Source organism: Streptomyces sp. CB09001 (genome assembly GCF_003369795.1).
Classification (GTDB): Bacteria; Actinomycetota; Actinomycetes; order Streptomycetales; family Streptomycetaceae; genus Streptomyces.
The window spans coordinates 2,692,277-2,711,791 of the sequence record NZ_CP026730.1; the positions used below are offsets into that span (position 1 = coordinate 2,692,277).

Annotated in this window: 17 protein-coding genes; 7 read left to right on the forward strand and 10 right to left on the reverse strand. The window is 71.2% G+C overall.

Annotated elements, in window-relative coordinates; genetic code table 11:
- Window positions 1–7 precede the first annotated feature (7 nt).
- Together C4J65_RS12395 and C4J65_RS12400 are read left to right on the forward strand one after the other, a co-directional pair.
- Window positions 8–1,663 (forward strand): LCP family protein, encoded by a 1,656-nt coding sequence (locus C4J65_RS12395; RefSeq protein WP_115742460.1) that lies wholly within the window; start codon window positions 8–10, stop codon window positions 1,661–1,663.
- A gap of 391 nt (window positions 1,664–2,054) precedes the next feature.
- Entirely contained in the window at window positions 2,055–3,431 is a 1,377-nt protein-coding gene (locus C4J65_RS12400; protein ID WP_115742461.1) for an LCP family protein, read from the forward strand.
- 59 nt (window positions 3,432–3,490) lie between these two features.
- Here the strand turns inward: C4J65_RS12400 and C4J65_RS12405 are convergent, their stop codons facing one another.
- On the reverse strand, window positions 3,491–4,768 hold the full coding sequence (locus C4J65_RS12405; protein ID WP_205350995.1) for an LCP family protein: 1,278 nt from the start codon (window positions 4,766–4,768) through the stop codon (window positions 3,491–3,493).
- Window positions 4,769–4,888: 120 nt separating this feature from the next.
- Between C4J65_RS12405 and C4J65_RS12410 the strand changes: the two genes are divergently transcribed.
- Window positions 4,889–5,455, forward strand: a complete 567-nt coding sequence (locus C4J65_RS12410) for an acyl-CoA thioesterase (RefSeq protein ID WP_115742463.1) — start codon at window positions 4,889–4,891, stop codon at window positions 5,453–5,455.
- Window positions 5,456–5,496: 41 nt separating this feature from the next.
- Here the strand turns inward: C4J65_RS12410 and C4J65_RS12415 are convergent, their stop codons facing one another.
- Window positions 5,497–6,537 (reverse strand): vWA domain-containing protein, encoded by a 1,041-nt coding sequence (locus C4J65_RS12415; protein WP_115742464.1) that lies wholly within the window; start codon window positions 6,535–6,537, stop codon window positions 5,497–5,499.
- A gap of 140 nt (window positions 6,538–6,677) precedes the next feature.
- Window positions 6,678–7,835, reverse strand: coding sequence for an acyl-CoA dehydrogenase (locus C4J65_RS12420; protein WP_115742465.1), 1,158 nt, complete (start codon window positions 7,833–7,835; stop codon window positions 6,678–6,680).
- A 192-nt stretch (window positions 7,836–8,027) separates the two neighbouring features.
- Here C4J65_RS12420 and C4J65_RS12425 point away from each other — a divergent pair, with 192 nt between their 5' ends.
- Window positions 8,028–9,371 (forward strand): UDP-glucose/GDP-mannose dehydrogenase family protein, encoded by a 1,344-nt coding sequence (locus C4J65_RS12425; protein ID WP_115742466.1) that lies wholly within the window; start codon window positions 8,028–8,030, stop codon window positions 9,369–9,371.
- 117 nt (window positions 9,372–9,488) lie between these two features.
- Here the strand turns inward: C4J65_RS12425 and C4J65_RS12430 are convergent, their stop codons facing one another.
- On the reverse strand, window positions 9,489–9,995 hold the full coding sequence (locus C4J65_RS12430) for a CGNR zinc finger domain-containing protein (protein WP_115742467.1): 507 nt from the start codon (window positions 9,993–9,995) through the stop codon (window positions 9,489–9,491).
- Window positions 9,996–10,094: 99 nt separating this feature from the next.
- Here C4J65_RS12430 and C4J65_RS12435 point away from each other — a divergent pair, with 99 nt between their 5' ends.
- Complete coding sequence (locus C4J65_RS12435) at window positions 10,095–10,454, forward strand: VOC family protein (protein WP_115742468.1); 360 nt, start codon at window positions 10,095–10,097, stop codon at window positions 10,452–10,454.
- A 66-nt stretch (window positions 10,455–10,520) separates the two neighbouring features.
- On the opposite strand, the gene C4J65_RS12440 is transcribed toward C4J65_RS12435, so the two are convergent.
- The 4 genes from C4J65_RS12440 to C4J65_RS12455 all read right to left on the reverse strand — a co-directional run bounded on the left by C4J65_RS12440 (window position 10,521) and on the right by C4J65_RS12455 (window position 14,690).
- Window positions 10,521–11,651 carry a dipeptidase gene (locus C4J65_RS12440; RefSeq protein WP_115746418.1) on the reverse strand — a complete coding sequence of 377 codons (1,131 nt, stop codon included), beginning with the start codon at window positions 11,649–11,651 and terminating at the stop codon, window positions 10,521–10,523.
- Between the two features lie 119 nt (window positions 11,652–11,770).
- On the reverse strand, window positions 11,771–12,973 hold the full coding sequence (locus C4J65_RS12445; protein WP_115742469.1) for a dipeptidase: 1,203 nt from the start codon (window positions 12,971–12,973) through the stop codon (window positions 11,771–11,773).
- A 14-nt stretch (window positions 12,974–12,987) separates the two neighbouring features.
- Window positions 12,988–13,530 (reverse strand): 5-(carboxyamino)imidazole ribonucleotide mutase, encoded by a 543-nt coding sequence (gene purE, locus C4J65_RS12450; protein ID WP_115742470.1) that lies wholly within the window; start codon window positions 13,528–13,530, stop codon window positions 12,988–12,990.
- Window positions 13,527–14,690, reverse strand: coding sequence for a 5-(carboxyamino)imidazole ribonucleotide synthase (locus C4J65_RS12455; protein WP_115742471.1), 1,164 nt, complete (start codon window positions 14,688–14,690; stop codon window positions 13,527–13,529). The genes purE and C4J65_RS12455 overlap by 4 nt, the downstream gene beginning before the upstream one ends.
- 164 nt (window positions 14,691–14,854) lie before the next feature.
- Here C4J65_RS12455 and C4J65_RS12460 point away from each other — a divergent pair, with 164 nt between their 5' ends.
- A complete protein-coding gene (locus C4J65_RS12460; protein WP_115742472.1) occupies window positions 14,855–15,427 on the forward strand; it encodes a GtrA family protein in 573 nt (190 codons plus the stop codon).
- Window positions 15,428–15,483: 56 nt separating this feature from the next.
- Here C4J65_RS12460 and draK read toward each other — a convergent pair whose 3' ends face one another.
- Complete coding sequence (gene draK / locus C4J65_RS12465; protein WP_115742473.1) at window positions 15,484–16,758, reverse strand: two-component system sensor histidine kinase DraK; 1,275 nt, start codon at window positions 16,756–16,758, stop codon at window positions 15,484–15,486.
- A 34-nt stretch (window positions 16,759–16,792) separates the two neighbouring features.
- The gene (locus tag C4J65_RS12470) at window positions 16,793–17,470 is read right to left on the reverse strand and encodes a response regulator transcription factor (RefSeq protein WP_115742474.1); all 678 of its coding nucleotides are present in this window, start codon (window positions 17,468–17,470) and stop codon (window positions 16,793–16,795) included.
- A gap of 494 nt (window positions 17,471–17,964) precedes the next feature.
- Between C4J65_RS12470 and C4J65_RS12475 the strand changes: the two genes are divergently transcribed.
- Window positions 17,965–19,461: an MFS transporter gene (locus tag C4J65_RS12475; protein ID WP_115742475.1), complete on the forward strand. Its 1,497-nt coding sequence runs from the start codon at window positions 17,965–17,967 to the stop codon at window positions 19,459–19,461.
- Window positions 19,462–19,515 lie beyond the last annotated feature (54 nt).

Sequence of the window (19,515 nt, forward strand, 5' to 3'; positions counted from 1 at the left end):
CGCGGACGTGACGCGGAGCAGTGTGCAGGGGGAGGACACGGACGAGGGCGCGGCAGACGCCCCCGAGCGTGAGGAGACCGTCCGGGGGGACGGCGACAACGGTGTCGCCGACACCAAGGGCGAACCCACGGACGACACCGAGGACGAAACCGAGCGCGGCACCGAAGGCCCCCGTCCGCGCAAACGCCGGGGGGTCCTGCGCTGGACCGCGGTGGTGCTCGCCGTGGTGCTGGCCGGCACGGCCGGAGCGGGTTACCTCTACTACGAGCACCTCAACGACAACATCAAGCAGGACGCCCTGAACCTGGGCGACGGCAAGGTCGCCGCGCCGACGCCGAACGCGGCCGGGCAGACCCCGCTGAACATCCTCGTCATCGGCTCGGACGCGCGGGACAGCGAGGAGAACCAGCAACTCGGCGGCGCCCGCGAGACGTTCGGCTCCACGCCGCTGGCGGACGTGCAGATGCTGGTGCACCTGTCCGCCGACCGCAGCAACATGTCGGTGGTCAGCATGCCGCGCGACACCCTGCTCGAGATACCGAAGTGCACCGACCCGGACGACGGCGAGGTCCACCCGGCGAGCGAGGGCCGGGTGATGACCAACCAGAGCCTCGGCCACGGCGGACCCGGCTGCACGGTGGCCACCTGGCAGGAGCTGACCGGCATCCACATCGACCACTTCGTGATGGTCGACTTCGCGGGCGTGGTCTCGATGGCCGACGCCGTCGGCGGCGTCCCGGTCTGCGTGGACGCCAACATCCACTCGCGCGACGCCGGGGGCCACGGCTCCGGTCTGAAGCTGGAGAAGGGCACGCACCCGGTCAAGGGCGAGCAGGCCCTGCAGTGGCTGCGCACCCGGTACGGCTTCGAGGACGGCAGCGACCTGGCGCGGGCCAAGGCCCAGCACATGTACCTGAACTCGATGGTCCGGGTGCTGCGCGAGAACGCGACCCTCAGCAGCCCGAACAAGCTGCGCAGGCTCGCCGAGGAGGCCACCGCAGCGCTCACCGTCGACCCCGGCCTGGACTCGGTCAAGAAGCTGTACGACCTCAGCAACGAGCTGCGCACGGTGAAGCCCGAGCGCATCACCATGACCACGATGCCCAACCGGTACGTGGGCGCCCGCGTCGAGCCGACCGAGGACGCGGAGCAGTTGTTCCGGCTGGTGCGCGAGGACATCGCGCTGGACGGCAAGGACGCGAAGAAGAAGCCCGACGCGGAGCCGGAGCTCCCGGCCGACCCGGCCGCACCCGACGGCGACATCGCGGTACAGGTCCGCAACGGCACTCACAGCGACGAACTGGGCACCGCCCCCGGACGCGCGAACACGGTCACCGGGCTGCTGGTGGAGCGGGGCTTCACGAAGGCGGTCGCGGACCCGTCGGTGCTGCCGAGCGAGGACCGTACGGTGATCCGCTACCCGAGCGCCGACCTGGAGGGCGACGCCCGCCGCGTCGCCAAGTCCCTCGGGATCCCGGCGAGTTCGGTGCAGCGGTCGACGGACGTCTCCGGCGTCACGCTCGTCGTGGGCGCCGACTGGCGCGAGGACACGGCCTACCGGGCGCCCGAGAGCGACGACCGCACCCCCGAGTCGGCCGAGGCCCTCAACGGCGCGGACGACAGCGCCTGCATGCACGTGAACCCGGCGTTCACCTGGTCCTGACGCCCGTCATCGGACAGGCGGCGAGGCCGGCGTCCGGCCGGTCGGGCATGATCACGGAAACGGCGGGCAGCCGCACGTCGGACCTGGCCCTCACCGACGCTCACGTTACCGCGAACGGGGGACACGGGTGCGCGCCGCGGGGGTCACAGCCCGGGCAGCAGATCGTATGGGCCTACGGTGCTCACGAATCCCGCGTCACTGCCATGTCCGGCCGCACGGTCCACGTCCAGGGCCCCGTCCCCGCGGAGGTGTCCCCTTGCCCACGCCGCCCCGCTCGTCCCGGGTCCCGGCCTCGACCAACCGGGGCGGGCCACCGCCGCAGCGCGGCGGCCCCCGGCCGTCCGGGCGCCCGCCGAGGCCCCCCGTGCGGCGGAGGAAGCCGCGCTGGGCCATGCGGACGGTGACCGCGCTGTCGGTGGTGGTGCTCGCCTCCGCCGGGATCGGGCACGCGGTGCTCTCGAGTCTGGACTCGGACATCTCGCGGTTCGACGCGTTCAAGGACATGAAGAACCGGCCGCGGGCGGGCGACGGCATGAACGTGCTGATGGTCGGCACCGACGGCCGGGACGAGATCACCGAGGAGGAGCGGCGCAAGTACCGGCTGGGCGGCGCCCCCTGCCACTGCACCGACACGATCATGATCGTGCACATCTCGGAGGACCGGGAGCGCGCGAGCGTGGTCAGCCTGCCGCGCGACTCGTACGCCGAGACGCCCGGCCACACCGACCGCACCACCGGCGAGCACCACAAGGGGCATCCGCTCAAGCTGAACGCGGCCTATGCCGAGGGCGGCCCGCAGCTGACCATCCGCACCGTGGAGAACATGACCCGGGTGAAGATCGACCACTATCTGGAGGTCGACTTCACCAGCTTCATGAAGACCGTGGACGTCCTCGGCGGGGTCAAGATCTGCACGGTCCAGCCGCTCAAGGACAGCTACACGGGGCTCGATCTGCCGGCCGGCTCGCACACCCTGATGGGCGGGCAGGCGCTGCAGTACGTGCGAGCCCGCCACCTCGACGGCGCCTCGGACCTGAGCCGGATGAAGCGTCAGCAGCGCTTCCTGGCCGCCCTGATCGACCGGGCGACCTCCTCGGGGATCCTGCTGAACCCGCTGAAGTTCCGCGACGTCACCCGGGCCGTCCTCGGCTCGGTCCGGGCCGACCAGGGCTTCGGCACCGACGAGCTGCTGACGCTCGGGCGGGCGATGCGGAACTTCTCGCCGTCGTCCTCCGAGTTCACCACCGTGCCGATCGGGCAGATGGGCTACGCCGTCAAGGGCGTCGGTTCGACGCTGAAGTGGGACCCGGCCAAGTCGGAACGGCTCTTCGACGCCCTGCGCGAGGACAAGCCGCTGGCCGCGCCGAAACCGCAGCCGAAGGGACCGGCGCCGGTGCGGGTCCCGGTGGACCCGAAGCAGATCCGCGTCCAGGTGGAGAACGGCACCCGCACCTCCGGGCTGGGCAAGCGGGTGGACGACGCGCTGGCGGCGACCGGGTTCCGCACCACCAAGGCACCGCGGAACGCCGGGGACCGGACGGTCGAGCGGACCGTCGTCGCCTACGACCCGCGCTGGGACCAGTCGGCGAAGTCACTGGCCGCCGCGCTGCCGGGCAGCGAGCTGAAGCCGGTCAAGGGGCAGGGCGCCACGCTGAAGGTGATCGCGGGCGCCGACTTCGGGAAGGTGGCGAAGGTGCGGCCGGCCGACCCGCCGCAGGAGTCCGGCACGGTGGTGCGGGGCGACGAGGTGGTCTGCGGCAAGGAGTGAGGCGCGCCGGGGCTCACCGGCGCGCGCCGGCTCAGTTGCCGGAGACGGTGACCTCCGGCTCAGTTGCCGGAGACGGTGACCTTCTCGTCGTTCTTCAGCTCCTCGACGAGCTTCTTCACCTTCGCGTCGTCCCACTTGAGGTTGCCGCCGACGCTGCCCGAGATCGGCATGTTCATCGAGATGCCCTCGCCGCCGCTGACGCTCTTCATCGCCCAGAACATGCTCGCCAGGTCGAACAGGCCCATGTCCTTGTCGACGATCAGGGAGTCCAGGCCGGCGCCCATCGTGGGGTAGAGCTTGAACGGGTTGAGGACCGTCGACGGGGTGGCCACCTGGCTCGCCAGCGCCGACAGGAACTTCTGCTGGTTCTTGGTGCGGTCCAGGTCGGAGCCGGCCAGCGCGTACCGGGTGCGGACGAAGGCGAGGGCCTCCTGGCCGTCCAGGGTCTGCTTGCCCTTCTTGAGGTCGGCGCCGGACTTCTTGTCCTTGATGTCCTGCGGGATGTCGATCTCGACACCGCCGACCGCGTCCACGATGTTCGCGAAGCCGCCGAAGCCGATCTCCACGTAGTGGTCCAGGCGCAGCCCGGTGTTGTGCTCGACGGTGCGCACCAGCAGCTCGGGGCCGTCCTCGGCGTAGGCGGCGTTCAGCTTGGTGTGCCGGCCCGTGCCCGGGTACTTCTTGCCGGACTCGGAGCCGACGAAGCTCGGGATCTCCACGTCCGAGTCGCGGGGCAGGGAGATCAGCGTCGACCCGTTGTCCCCGGTGTGCAGGATCATCATCGAGTCGGTGCGCTTGCCCTCGGCGTAGCCGGTGTGCAGGTCCTTCATCTCGTCCTTGGACATGCCCTCGCGGCTGTCGGACCCGACGATGAGGTAGTTCGTGCCCTCGCCGGCCCCGGGCCGCTCGATGACCTTGGACAGGTCGACGTCGCGGTTGAGCTTGGAGTCGGCCCAGAAGTAGGTGCCGACGGTGGTGACGACCAGCACGGTCACCACCGTGATGGCGGTCCACTTGATCCGGCGGCGCCAGTTCGGCGCGGGCCGGCCCTGTGCCTGGCGGCCGGGCCCCTGGCCACCGCCGCCGCCGTAGACCTGGCCGGTGTTGTAGCCGCTGTCGTAGCCGTCGCCGCCGTGTCCCTGACCGTCGGTGTACGACGGCTGCTGGGGCACCCCGGCGCCGTACGGCGGGGCCGCCGGGCCCGGGCCGGGCGGCGGCGTCGCGCCGCGGCGGACCTGACGCATCACGCGTGCGCTCTCCGGCCGTGCGCTCGCGCTGCCGCGCCCGTAGCCGCTGCCGCGGTTGTCACCGGACCATCCCTCGGGCCAATCATTCATGCGCACCAGTGTGCAGGGCCGCCCCGTGGGCGTTACAAGGTATGTCGGAAAATCAGGGCAGTGCTGTTGCGAACCCGACACAAAATCACGCCGGTGTAGCCCCGGCATAAGGTGGAGGCCATGACAGACCAGGCAGAACAGGCCTCGGCCGCGCAGTCGACGGCCCCGGAGATCCCGGGCAAGCCGACCTCGGCGTCCCGCACCACCCTCAGTCACATCATGACGCACAGCGACACCAACCTTCTGGGCACGGTGCACGGCGGTGTGATCATGAAGCTCGTCGACGACGCGGCGGGCGCCGTGGCCGGACGGCACTCCGGCGGGCCCGCCGTCACCGCGTCCATGGACGAGATGGCCTTCCTCGAACCGGTCCGCGTCGGCGACCTCGTCCATGTGAAGGCCCAGGTCAACTGGACCGGCCGCAGTTCCATGGAGGTGGGCGTCCGGGTCCTGGCCGAGCGCTGGAACGAGTCGACCCCGGCCACCCAGGTCGGCTCGGCCTACCTGGTCTTCGCGGCCGTGGACGCCGACGGCAAGCCGCGCACGGTGCCGCCGGTGCTGCCCGAGACCGAGAAGGACAAGCGGCGCTACCAGGAGGCCCAGATCCGCCGCACCCACCGCCTGGCCCGCCGCCGCGCGATCATGGAACTTCGGGAGCGGCGGGTGGCGCAGGGGTACGAGGACTGACCCCTGCCCGGGGCGCCACCCCACCCCGGGCGTCGGCGGCGTCAGAGCATGAGCAGGAGCCGTGTGTTCGGTACGAGCTTCCGGTTCACGCTCGTGCTCTGCACGAAGATCGTGAACTCGTCGTTGTGGTCGGGCTTGATGCGGACCTCCACGTCCGGCAGGCCGAGCAGGGCGCGGGCCTCGGGCCCCGTGTACACCCGGTCCGTCTTCTTCTCCAGCACCGATATCTGCTTCTTCGGCTGGACCTTCTCCGACTTGCTCAGCTGGTAGAACGCACCACCGGTGCGGTAGGTGTGCCCGCGCTCGACGACCCAGTCCCGGATCGCCACGTCGCGGGTGACGTCGATCAACTGGTACTTCGACGACTCCACCGGCGTGAGGCCGGCCGCCTTGATGGTGTCCTTGTTGACCGCGTCGCCGCCCGTGGAGAACACGGCCCGCGAGCCCCGGATGCCCTTGGTGCGCCCCACCATGAACTTCTCGGTGGCCTCCTGGATGACCTGTCCGGCCTCCTCGAGGCCCTGGGTGCTCGTGGCGTCCCAGATGGCGATGTTGTCCTTGGGGAACCCGTACTGCATGGCCTCGCGCTTGCCCATCTGGTCCGGCACGAGGACGGCCAGCGTCCAGTTGTCCGCCTGCGTCTCGATCATCCGGGACACGGCCTCGACCAGGGCGCGCGGGTCCCTGACGGGGGCGTCCGGGCAGCGGTGGCTCACGTTCTCCTGCCCGTCGGTGAGGACGAAGGTCAGGAAGCTGTGGTCGCCGTACAGCTGGGCCGTCTGCGCCAGCTCCCGCTGCGACTTGAGCGTGGCCGCCAGCAGTGCCGTCATGCCGCCGACCCGGTACATCTGCTTCAGCGACGGCATCCGCAGCACGTCCTTGTCGTAGATGACGCACTCCACCTGGTCGGCGAAGACGTACACCGTGACGCGGGTCTCCTGGTCCAGCTCCTGCGACCGGCGGGCCAGGTAGGCGATCTGCTGGTCGGCGACCTCGACCACCTTGTGGCTCAGCCGCCGCATGGACGAACTGGCGTCCAGCACGAGAGCGACGTGGTTGATGTAGTTCTGGCTCTTGGGCATGGCGGCTCCCCCTCTTACCGATTGCCGCTCGGCGGCTTCCCGACTCGATGGATCCACCGTCTCATCCACCACTGACAATCGGTCACGACGAGCGAGGGGCGCCCGCCGGCGGACGCCCCTCGCTGACAAGACCCCGGCCGCTACGGCAGGTTGCGCGCCATGACGATGCGCTGGACCTGGTTGGTGCCCTCGTAGATCTGCGTGATCTTGGCGTCGCGCATCATGCGCTCCACCGGGTAGTCCCGGGTGTAGCCGTAGCCGCCGAGCAGCTGGACGGCGTCCGTGGTGACCTCCATGGCCACGTCCGAGGCGAAGCACTTGGCGGCGGCACCCTGGAAGGTGAGGTCGCTGTCACCGCGCTGGGACTTGGCGGCGGCCGCGTACGTGAGCTGGCGGGCGGCCTCGATCTTCATGGCCATGTCGGCGAGCATGAACTGGATGCCCTGGAAGTCGGCGATCGGCTTGCCGAACTGCTTGCGCTCCTTGACGTAGCCCTTGGCGTAGTCGAGGGCGCCCTGGGCGATGCCGAGGGCCTGGGCGGCGATGGTGACGCGGGTGTGGTCCAGCGTCTGCATCGCGGTGGCGAAGCCGGTGCCCTCCGCGCCGATCATGCGGTCGGCGGGGATGCGGACGTTGTCGAGGTAGACCTCGCGGGTCGGGGAGCCCTTGATGCCGAGCTTCTTCTCCGGGGCGCCGAAGGAGACGCCCTCGTCGGACTTCTCGACCACGAAGGCGGAGATGCCCTTGGAGCGCTTGCTCGGGTCGGTGACCGCCATGACGGTGTAGTACTCGCTGACGCCGGCGTTGGTGATCCAGCGCTTGACGCCGTTGAGCACCCAGAAGTCGCCGTCGCGGACGGCCTTGGTCTTCATGCCGGCCGCGTCGGAGCCCGCGTCGGGCTCGGAGAGGCAGTAGGAGAACATGCCGTCGCCCTTGGCGAGCGGGGTCATGTACTTCTTCTTCAGCTCCTCGGAGCCGGAGAGGATCACCGGGAGCGAGCCGAGCTTGTTCACGGCCGGGATGAGGGAGGAGGAGGCGCAGGCGCGGGCCACCTCCTCGATCACGATGACCGTGGCGAGCGCGTCGGCCCCCGCGCCGCCGTACTCCTCCGGCACGTGCACCGCGTGCAGGTCGTTCGCGGTGAGCGCGTCCAGGGCCTCCTGCGGGAAGCGGGCCTCCTCGTCCACCGCGGCGGCGTACGGCGCGATCTTCGCCTCGGCCAGCGAGCGGACGGCGTCCCGGAGCATGTCGTGCTCCTCGGACGGGCGGTACAGGTCGAAGTCAGCCGATCCGGCCAAGGTGTCTCACGCTCCAAAACGCTGTGATGCTGGGCACGCTAACTACCGTTAAGTAACCCAAATTTTAGAGCCCCTGCCGGTCCGTGGATAGGTGAGCTTGACGACAGCCGGCCCAAAGGCCTCGAAAGGCTCTTCCCGCGTCCCCGATATGCTCGGGCGCGCAACCGTGCCGTACACCTCTGGAGCGCATCCATGGCCCTGAAGATCACCGTGATCGGTACCGGCTATCTCGGCGCCACCCACGCGGCGGCCATGGCCGAGCTCGGTTTCGAGGTGCTGGGCCTCGACGTGGTGCCCGAGAAGATCGAGATGCTCCAGCGGGGCCAGGTCCCGATGTACGAGCCGGGCCTGGAGGAGCTGCTCGCCAAGCACGTCGCCGGGATCGAGGGCTCCAGCGGGCGGCTGCGCTTCACCACCGACTTCGCCGAGGTCGCGGCCTTCGGCGACGTGCACTTCCTGTGCGTGAACACCCCGCAGAAGCACGGCGAGTACGCCTGCGACATGTCGTACGTCGACTCGGCGCTGGCCTCGCTGGCGCCGCACCTGACCGGCCCCGCGCTGGTCGTCGGCAAGTCGACCGTGCCGGTGGGCTCCGCCGACCGGCTGGCCGCCTACCTGGCCGAGCACGCGCCGGCCGGCGACGGGGCCGAGCTGGCCTGGAACCCGGAGTTCCTGCGCGAGGGCTTCGCCGTCGAGGACACCCTGCACCCCGACCGGCTGGTGGTCGGCGTACGCAGCGAGCGGGCCGAGAAGCTGCTGCGCGAGGTGTACGCGACGCCGATCGCGGAGGGCTCGCCGTTCGTCGTCACGGACTTCCCCACGGCCGAGCTGGTGAAGACCGCCGCGAACTCCTTCCTCGCCACCAAGATCTCCTTCATCAACGCGATGGCGGAGGTCTGCGAGGCGGCCGGCGGCGACGTCGCCAAGCTGGCGGAGGCGATCGGGTACGACGACCGGATCGGCAAGAAGTTCCTGCGGGCCGGGATCGGCTTCGGCGGCGGCTGTCTGCCGAAGGACATCCGCGCCTTCATGGCCCGCGCCGGTGAGCTGGGCGCCGACCAGGCGCTGACCTTCCTGCGCGAGATCGACTCGATCAACATGCGCCAGCGCGGCCAGATGGTGGAGCTGACCCGGCAGGCGCTGGGCGGCGGTCCCTTCCTGGGCAAGCGGGTCGCGGTGCTGGGCGCCACCTTCAAGCCCGACTCGGACGACGTACGGGACTCCCCCGCGCTGAACGTCGCCGGGCAGGTGCACCTCCAGGGCGCCCAGGTGACGGTGTACGACCCCAAGGGCATGGAGAACGCCCGGCGGCTCTTCCCGACCCTCGGCTACGCCGACTCGGCGCTGGAGGCGGTGCGGGGCGCGGACGTCGTCCTGCACCTCACCGAGTGGCGGGAGTTCCGCGAGCTGGACCCGGAGACGCTCGGCGAGGCGGCGGCGGCCCGGGTGATCCTGGACGGGCGCAACGCCCTGGACCCGGCGCGGTGGCGGAAGGCCGGCTGGACGTACCGGGCGATGGGCCGTCCGACCGCCTGAGGGCTGCCTGAGGGCGGCGGAGGCGACGCCGGTTCGGCCGAGGCTCAGTCGGCCGAACCGGCGTCGATCGCATTGTGCCGCAGTGCGCGGCCGGCCGGCCGGTGAAGCGGGCGGTGTTTACGACTCCTTGGCCCGGTACCGGCGCATCTTGGCGCGGGCCCCGCACACCTGCATGGAACACCAGCGGCCGCGTCCCGCGGGGCTGCGGTCGTAGTAGGCCCAGTGGCAGTCGGCGGCCTCGCACGCCTTGAAGCGGCTCCAGGTGCCTGCCACCAGTGCCTGGGCGACGGCGGCGGCGACGCGGGCGGTCAGGGAGCCCTCCCCGGCCGGGGTGAGGGCTGCGGAGCCGTCGGCCGGGTCGACGGCGACCACCAGCGGGGCGGCCGCCAGCAGCTCCCCCAGCGGGGTCACCGCGCGGTGCGGCGGGTGGCCGGCGTGGGCGAGCAGGGTCGCGCGCAGGGACTCTCGCAGCTCACGGGCCGCGGGCACGTCGTCCTGCGTCAGGCCGAGCCGCGCCCGGCCCTCCTCCGTGTCCAGCGAGTCGGCGCCCGTTTCGAGGTCCAGTGTGTTCACCAGGGCCTCGACCAGTTCCAGGCCGCCCGGTGCGGGCGATCTCTCACTCATGCTTGCGACGTTACCGCCAATGCGGCAGCATGCAGTAACCGTTACCGGTTACCCGCACTATGCAGGTAACCGAACACCGCGTGCCTCAAGGAGGAAGTCATGGCTGTCGCCGAACTGGGCCCCGTCGTCCTGGACTGTCCCGACCCCCGTGCACTGGCCCGCTTCTACGCCGGCGTGCTCGGCGGCACCGTCGAGGGCGAGGACGACTGGATCGACCTGAAGCTGCCGGACGGACGGGTGCTGGCGTTCCAGGCCGCCCCCGGGTTCGTACCGCCGAAGTGGCCCGCGCCCGACGACTCGCAGCAGTTCCACCTCGACCTCACCGTCACGGACCTGGACGCGGCCGAGAAGGCGGTGCTGGAGCTGGGCGCGCGTGCGCTGGACACGGAGGACCGCACGCGTACCTTCCGGGTCTACGCCGACCCGGCCGGGCACCCGTTCTGCCTCTGCGCCTGCTGAGCGGCGATCCGGCGGGGCCATCCGTTCTGCCGCTGCCGGACCGGGCCCGCGTGACGCCTGCGCGGACTATCCGTCCAGGTCGGCGATGGTCGCCGTGGACGGGTCGCGGCGCAGCTGGGCCGCCTTCGCGGTGAAGGCGGCGGCACGCAGGACCCGCTGGACGTTGCCCCAGGTCAGCAGGGCCACGTCCGCCTCGTCCCAGCCGCGCCTGAGCAGTTCGGCGATGAGCCGGGGGTAGCAGGAGGGGTCGCCCAGCTCCAGCGGGTGCGCGGCGCCGCTGTCGTAGGTGCCGGACAGGCCGACGCTCTCCGGGCCGGCCACCGTGCGGACGTGGTCGAGGTGGTCGGCGACGTCCCGGACGGTCGGCCCGGTCTGCTCGGCGGTCAGCGGCACCATGCACAGGCCGCCGGCCGCGCCGAGCTCCACCAGCAGGTCGTCGGGGAGGTTGGCGGGGTGCGGGCGCAGGGCGCGGGCGGCGGAGCGGGTGCACAGCGCCGGCGCCTTGGACACCGCGAAGGTACGGCGGACGGTCTCGGCACCGGCGCCGGAGAGGTCGGCGACGACACCGAGCCGGTTCATCTCCCGGACGACCTCCTCGCCGAACCGGGTCAGCCCCGCCTCGCTCGCCCAGCTCACCCCGGACAGCGTCAGGACGCGCAGGCCGAGGGCGTGCAGGGAGCGCAGGATGCCGATGCGGTCACCGAGGGCGGCGGCGCCCGCGGGGCCGGGCAGCACGGCGACCCGGCCGCAGTTGCGGGCGTCGATGGTCTGCCCCGCGTCGTACGCCAGGCGCAGCCCCTCCGGGTGGGCCCGCACGACCGTCTTGACCAGGTCGAGCTGCTCCAGCGTGGCACCGACCGCACCCTCCCCGTCGAGGGACTCGGGCAGGTGCAGCGACCACAGCAGCGCTCCCACGTGTCCCTCGCGCAGCCGCGGCACGTCGGTGTCGACGGCGCTCTCGCCCAGCTCCAGGTCGTACCAGGGCAGGTGTCTCAGCGCCCAGGGCAGGCCGTTGCAGCCGTCGGCGACCGGATGGGCGGCCAGCACGGCGTGCGCCCGGGTCAGCGGCTCGTCGTCGGGGTCGGACACGGGAGCGTAGGGCTCCGGCGGAAAGGCCTCCGCGGCGAGCGGCACGGGCAGGTCGTCGAGCCCACCGGCCTCGGTACCGGTGTGCAGGTCGTCCTGGAGGTCTGCCATGACGGGCTCCGTACGGTCGTCGTGAGGTACGGCCACCGTCGCACGGAGCGGAAAGGGCTTCCTGGTGGGTGGGGCGTTCGGGGGTACCGACGCCCCACCCGGCCGGGAGCGGGGCGGCCTCAGCCGTTCGGCTGCCCGGCGGCCGGCCCGTCCAGCTGCTCGATGGTGGCGTTGGACGGCCCCCGCGTCGCCCGGAGCCCCCGGGCCACGTCCTCCGCGGCGTCGAGTACCCGGACCGCGTTCTTCCAGGTCAGCTTGGCCAGGTCGGCCTGCGACCAGCCGCGGTCGAGCAGCTCGGCGATCAGGTTCGGGTAGCCGGAGACGTCGCCGAGGCCGTCCGGGGTGAAGGGCGTGCCGTCGTAGTCGCCACCGAGGCCGAGGTGGTCGACGCCGGCGACCTCGCGCATGTGGTCGAGGTGGTCGGCGACCGTGGAGACGGTGGCGACGGGGCGCGGGACGCGCTCCTCGAAGGCGGCGTGGACCTTCATCGCCTCGGGGCCGGAGTCGAGGTGGTGGAAGCCGTGCGCGCGCATGTTCTCGTCGGCCTCGGTGGTCCAGTCCACGGCGGCCTGGAGCACGAACTTCGGCACGAACGTCACCATCGCCATGCCGCCGTTGGCCGGCAGCCGCTCCAGGACGTCGTCCGGGATGTTGCGCGGGTGGTCGCACACCGCGCGGGAGGACGAGTGCGAGAAGATCACCGGTGCGGTGGAGGTGTCCAGCGCGTCGCGCATCGTCGTCGCCGCGACGTGCGAGAGGTCGACCAGCATGCCCTCGCGGTTCATCTCCCGCACGACCTCGCGGCCGAAGGCCGACAGGCCGCCGACGCCGGGCTCGTCGGTCGCCGAGTCCGCCCACGCGTTGTTGTCGTTGTGGGTGAGCGTCATGTAGCGCACGCCGAGCGCGTACAGCCCGCGGAGGGTGGCCAGCGAGTTGTCGATGGAGTGGCCGCCCTCGGCACCCATCAGGGACGCGATCCGGCCCTCGGCGCGCGCGGCCTCCAGGTCGGCGGCGGTCAGCGCGGCCCGCAGCTCGCCGGGGTGGCGGTCGATCAGCCGCCGTACGCAGTCGATCTGCTCCAGCGTCGCCGTCACCGCGCCGGGCAGGTCGGAGCGGACGTACACCGACCAGTACTGCGCGCCGACGCCGCCGGAGCGCAGCCGGGCCAGGTCGGTGTGCAGGTGGGCGGACTGGTCGGTGGCGATGTCACGGGCGTCGAGGTCGTAGCGCACCTGCTCGCGCAGCGCCCAGGGCAGGTCGTTGTGCCCGTCGACGACGGGGAACTCGCGCAGCAGTTCCCGGGCCTTGTCCAGCGATGTCATCCGCGTCCCTTCCGTCACTTTCCGAATCCGAAGCCGGCCGCGGAGCCCTCGACCTTGGTGCGCAGCCGCTTGCCCTTCTCGGTGGCCTGGTCGTTCAGCTCCTGCTGGAACTCGCGCATCCGGCCGAGCAGTTCCTCGTCGTGGGCGGCGAGGATGCGGGCGGCCAGCAGACCGGCGTTGCGGGCGCCGCCGACGGAGACGGTGGCGACGGGGACGCCGGCCGGCATCTGCACGATGGACAGCAGGCTGTCCATGCCGTCCAGGTACTTCAGCGGCACCGGCACGCCGATGACCGGCAGCGGCGTCACGGAGGCGAGCATGCCGGGCAGGTGGGCGGCGCCCCCGGCCCCGGCGACGATCGCCTTGAGGCCGCGTCCGGCGGCCTGCTCGCCGTACGCGATCATCTCGTGCGGCATGCGGTGCGCGGAGACGACGTCGACCTCGTAGGGGACCTCGAACTCGTCGAGGGCCTTGGCGGCGGCCTCCATGACGGGCCAGTCGGAGTCCGACCCCATGACGATGCCGACGACCGGGCTCACCGGGCTGGGCTGGCTCATTCGGTGATCGTGCCTCTCAGGTAGCCGGCAGCGTGACGGGCGCGCTCCAGCACGTCGTCCAGGTCGTCGCCGTAGGTGTTGACGTGGCCGACCTTGCGGCCGGGCTTCACGTCCTTGCCGTACATGTGGATCTTCAGCTGCGGGTCGCGGGCCATGCAGTGCAGGTACGCGGAGTACATGTCCGGGTAGTCGCCGCCCAGGACGTTGACCATCACCGTCCACTTGGCGCGCGGGCGCGGGTCGCCGAGGGGGAGGTCGAGGACCGCGCGGACGTGGTTGGCGAACTGCGAGGTGATCGCGCCGTCCATCGTCCAGTGGCCGGAGTTGTGCGGGCGCATCGCCAGTTCGTTGACCAGGACGCGGCCGTCGCGGGTCTGGAACAGCTCGACGGCGAGGTGGCCGACGACGCCCAGTTCCTTGGCGATGCCGAGCGCCATCTCCTCGGCGCGCAGGGCCAGCGCCTCGTCCAGGCCGGGCGCCGGGGCGATCACCGTGTCGCAGACGCCGTTGACCTGCCGGGACTCGACGACGGGGTAGGCCACCGCCTGGCCGTGCGGGGAGCGGACCACGTTGGCGGCCAGCTCGCGGACGAAGTCGACCTTCTCCTCCGCCAGCACGGGCACACCCGCGCGGAAGGGCTCGGCCGCCTCCTCGACGGAGTCCACGACCCACACGCCCTTGCCGTCGTACCCGCCGCGGACCGTCTTGAGGACGACGGGGAAGCCGTCGCCCCCGGCGGCGCCTTCCGCGACGCCTTCCGCCGCGAAGGCGGCCACGTCGGCCGGATCGCGCACGATCCGGTGCCGCGGGCAGGGCACGCCGATCGCGTCGAGTTTCGCGCGCATCACGCCCTTGTCCTGGGCGTGCACGAGCGCCTCGGGGCCGGGGCGGACGGGGATGCCGTCCGCCTCCAGGGCCTTGAGGTGCTCGGTCGGCACGTGTTCGTGATCGAAGGTGATCACGTCACAGCCGCGCGCGAACTCGCGCAACGTGTCCAGATCGCGATAGTCGCCGACGACGACTTCGTTCACGACCTGCGCCGCAGAGTCCTGGGGAGTGTCACTGAGAAGCTTGAACCTGATGCCGAGCGGGATGCCCGCCTCGTGTGTCATACGAGCGAGCTGGCCACCGCCGACCATGCCGACTACCGGGAACGTCACACCCCTAGCGTATCGGCCGCGCGGAGCCCACCTGTTTACCGGCCGTTTCCCGCCGTTCCCCGTGCCCGTTCCGCCCCCCGTGCGCCCGTCCGCAGGAAGATCGCGTGTCCGGGTGGTTAGCATGAACGGATTGACGCCAACCCTGGACGGGGGCCTGCACGACCATGGGACATGGTTCCTCGGGTGCTCACACGGCTCCCTCCGCGCCCGATGCGCCCCGCGCCGGGATGCGGGAGCGGATCGAGCGGCTCGTGCGCGAGGTCGTGAAGTTCGGCGCCGTGGGCGGCGCGGGGGTGCTGGTCAACCTCCTCGTCTTCAACCTCGTACGGCACACGACCGACCTCCAGGTGGTGCGGGCCAGCATCATCGCCACGATCGTCGCGATCGTCTTCAACTACGTGGGCTTCCGCTACTTCACGTACCGCGACCGCGACAAGAGCGGCCAGACCCGCGAGATGTCGCTGTTCCTGCTGTTCAGCGCGGTCGGCCTGGTCATCGAGAACGGCGTGCTCTACACGGCGACGTACGGGTTCGGCTGGGACAGCCCGCTGCAGAGCAACATCTTCAAGTTCCTCGGCATCGGGATCGGCACACTGTTCCGCTTCTGGTCGTACCGCAGCTGGGTCTTCCGCTCGCTGCCCGCCGGTGAGCCGGTGACGCGGGCGGAGACCTTCCTGGAGCACGAGCACCCGACCGTGGTCCCCCGCCCGGACGGCGCCCCCGCCGGCCATCGCTGACGCGCTCCCTCGCCGCCCCGCTCCCTCGCCCCTCAGGCCCTCAGGCCCTCAGGCCCTCAGCGCACCGTCCCCCCGCCGTCCCCCGAGGGCTTCTTCGAGGGCGGCGTGCGGGACAGGAACAGCCCGAAGACCGGCGGACGCCCCTGGAGCAGCTCCAGTCGGCCGCCGTCCGCCTCCGCCAGGTCGCGGGCGACGGCGAGGCCGATGCCGGTGGAGTTGCGCCCGCTGATCGCGCGCTCGAAGATCCGCGCCCCCAGGTCGCCCGGAACGCCGGGGCCCTCGTCGGTGACCTCGACCACGGCCTGGTTGCCGGTCACCCGGGTCCGCAGGGCGACCGTGCCGCCGCCGTGCATCAGGGAGTTCTCGATCAGCGCGGCCAGCACCTGCGCCACGGCGCCCGGGGTGCCCACGGCCGTCAGATGGCGCTTGCCGGAGCTGACGATGGCCCGTCCCTCACCGCGGTAGGCCGGGCGCCACTCGGCGATCTGCTGCTGGATGACGTCGTCCAGCTCGAAGGTGACGGCGGAGCCGCTGCGCGGGTCGCGGGAGTTGGTGAGCAGCCGGTCCACGACGTCCGTCAGCCGCTCCACCTGCGACAGCGCGATCGTCGCCTCCTCCTTCACCGTCTCCGGCTCGTCGGTCAGGGTGATCTCCTCCAGCCGCATCGACAGCGCGGTCAGCGGCGTGCGCAGCTGGTGCGAGGCGTCGGCGGCCAGGCGGCGCTCGGCGGTGAGCATCCGGGCGATGCGCTCGGCGGAGGAGTCCAGGACGTCCGCGACCCGGTCCAGCTCGGGAACGCCGTACCGCTTGTGCCGCGGGCGCGGGTCGCCGGAGCCGAGGCGTTCCGCGGTTTCGGCGAGGTCGGTGAGCGGGGAGGAGAGGCGGTTGGCCTGCCGGATCGCCAGCAGTACGGCGGCGATCACCGCGAGCAGCGCCACCAGGCCGATGATCAGCAGGGTCCGCCCGACCTCCCGGGTCACCGAGGAGCTGGGTTCCTCGACGAGGACCGTCTCGCCCTCCTCGCCGGTGGCCCTGCCCTGGAGGACGTCGCCGGTCGGCTTGCTGCCGACCTCGACGACCGGCTCGCCGGGGATGCGGATCATGGCGTACCGGGCGTCGCGGATCTGCTCCCGCAGGAAGTCCTCGTCGACGGAACCGGTGCCGATGAGCCGGCTGTCGACGATGCTGGCCAGCCGCACCGCTTCCAGGTCCACCCGTTCCTGGGCCGTGCTGCTGATGGTGCGGGTCTCGACGATGACGAGGGAGACGCCGAAGACGGCGATCACCACGAGCACCACGGCGAGCGTGGACTGGATCAGTCGACGGCGCATGTCCTCTTACCCGAAAGCTCCCCCGGGGGCTCGCTCAGTTCTTCTCGAAACGGAAGCCCACGCCGCGCACGGTGGCGATGTAGCGGGGGTTGGCCGCGTCGTCGCCCAGCTTCTTGCGCAGCCAGGAGATGTGCATGTCGAGGGTCTTGGTCGACGACCACCAGGTGGTGTCCCAGACCTCGCGCATCAGCTGGTCGCGGGTGACGACCCGGCCGGCGTCGCGCACCAGGACCCGCAGCAGGTCGAACTCCTTCGCGGTGAGCTGGAGCTCCTCCTCGCCCATCCAGGCCCGGTGCGACTCGACGTCGATGCGCACGCCGTGGGTGGCGGGCGGCTGCGGCGGCTCGGCGGCACCGCGGCGCAGCAGGGCCCGGACCCGGGCGAGCAGCTCGGCGAGGCGGAAGGGCTTGGTGACGTAGTCGTCGGCGCCCGCGTCCAGGCCGACGACGGTGTCCACCTCGTCGGCACGCGCGGTCAGGATCAGGATCGGCACGGCGTGCCCCTCGGACCGCAGCCGGCGGGCGACCTCGAGACCGTCCATGCCCGGCAGGCCCAGGTCCAGCACGACCAGGTCGATGCCACCCTGCAGTCCCGCGTCGAGTGCGGTGGGTCCGTCCTCACGCACCTCGACCTCGTACCCTTCCCTGCGCAGTGCGCGGGCCAGCGGCTCCGAGATGGACGCGTCGTCCTCGGCGAGCAGTACACGGGTCATGGGCTGATGGTAGACCGCTCGGAGCAACGCCCGGGGCAAGATCGACCCGAGGGCCGCCCCACCCCGCCACCCCCGCGTCCGGACCTGCGGCTGTGGGGTGCCATCCTGGGGGAAACCTTCGAAAGATCGTTCACGGTTCCACTATTACCTGTGATCCGCGTCTCAAGTCCTTCCATACCGGGCGGTGTCCTGCCGTATGGTGAATCAGCGCCTGTAGCACCCAGTGGACCTTTGGCGACAGTTCGACGCTGAAGGTCTCTTTTGTGTGCGGGCCGACCCCCACGGTCGGCCTTGAAAGGAATGACCTGTGGCCGGGCCTCACCGCGTGCAGTGACGCGCGCAGAGGCGTGGATCCCGGTGGCCGCCGCCCGCCGCTTCGCAATCCGGAGCGGATCCCTCAGGCGTGGGAGGGGCGGGACGGGCCGCCGGTGCCGGCCGCCCCCCACCGGGCGCGCATCGCCTCATGAGCGCGTCCCGACCAGCAAGGATCGACCATGGCGTCCAGCCTGACGAAGGACTCGGTCACCCCGGGCACCCCCGGCACCGAGAAGACCTTCTTCGGCCACCCCCGCGGACTGGCCACACTCTTCATGACCGAGATGTGGGAGAGGTTCTCCTACTACGGCATGAGGGCTCTGCTCCCGCTGTACCTCGTCGCCCCGGGTGGTCTCGGCCTCGGCGCCGGCACCGCGACCGCGATCTACTCGGTGTACCTCTCGCTGGTGTACCTGCTCACGATGCCGGGCGGCTGGTTCGGCGACCGCGTCTGGGGTCCCCGCAAGACCGTCGCCATCGCCGGCGGCGTGATCATGCTCGGCCACCTCACGCTGGCGCTGCCGTCCTCCGGCACGTTCTACGCGGGCCTCGGCCTGGTCGCCATCGGCTCGGGTCTGCTGAAGGCCAACATCTCCACGATGGTCGGCCAGCTCTACGACGGCCCCGACGACCCGCGCCGCGACGGTGGCTTCACCGTCTTCTACATGGGCATCAACCTCGGTGCCTTCGCCGCCCCGCTGACCATCGGCACCATCGGTGAGAACGTCAACTGGCACCTGGGCTTCGCGCTCGCGGCGGTCGGCATGGGCCTGGGCGTGCTCCAGTTCCTGATCGGCAGCCGCCACCTGGCCGCGCACTCCAGCGTGGTCCCCAAGCCGCTGTCCGTCGAGGAGAAGACCTCGACGCTGCGCAAGGCCGCCTTCTGGGCCGCGCTGGCCGTCGTCTTCTACGCGATCGTCGGCTTCTCCGGCCACTACACCCTGAACTGGATCCTGGTCCCGCTGACCCTGCTCGGCGTGATCATCCCGATCCTGGTGCTGACCAACATCAAGCGCGACAAGTCCCTGGACCGCGCCGAGCAGTCCAAGATGTCGGCGTACATCTGGTTCTTCGTCGCCGCCGCCGTGTTCTGGATGATCTACGACCAGGGCGGCTCGACCCTGTCGCTCTTCGCCGACTCCTCGGCGAACAACAGCGTCTTCGGCTGGGACTTCCCGGTCTCCTGGTACCAGTCGGTCAACCCGGTCATCATCATGGCCCTGGCCCCGGTCTTCGCCACGGTGTGGCTGGCGCTCAACCGCCGGGGCAAGGAGCCCAGCACGGTCGTCAAGTTCTGCGGCGGTCTGGTCCTGGTCGGTGCGTCCTTCTTCCTCTTCCTGGCCCCGCTGGGCATCGCGGAGGGCGGCCACAAGGCGGCGGCCCTCTGGCTGGTGGCGATCTACTTCGTCCAGACCTGCGGTGAGCTGATGCTCTCCCCGGTCGGCCTGTCGGTCACGACGAAGATGGCGCCGGTGAAGTACGCCTCGCAGATGATGGGCGTCTGGTTCCTGGCCGTCACCGCCGGTGACGCCACGACCGGCCTGCTCTCCATCGCCGGCGTCGACCTCAACAGGACGGGCATCGTCGCCGCGGAGGCCACCCTCGCGGTGGTCGCGGGCGTCGCGATCTGGATGTACCGCAAGCGCGTCAAGGAACTCATGGGCGACGTGCGCTGAGCCCCGCGAACGGCTGTCTTTGAACGGAGGGTCACCTCATCCGGCGGATGGGGT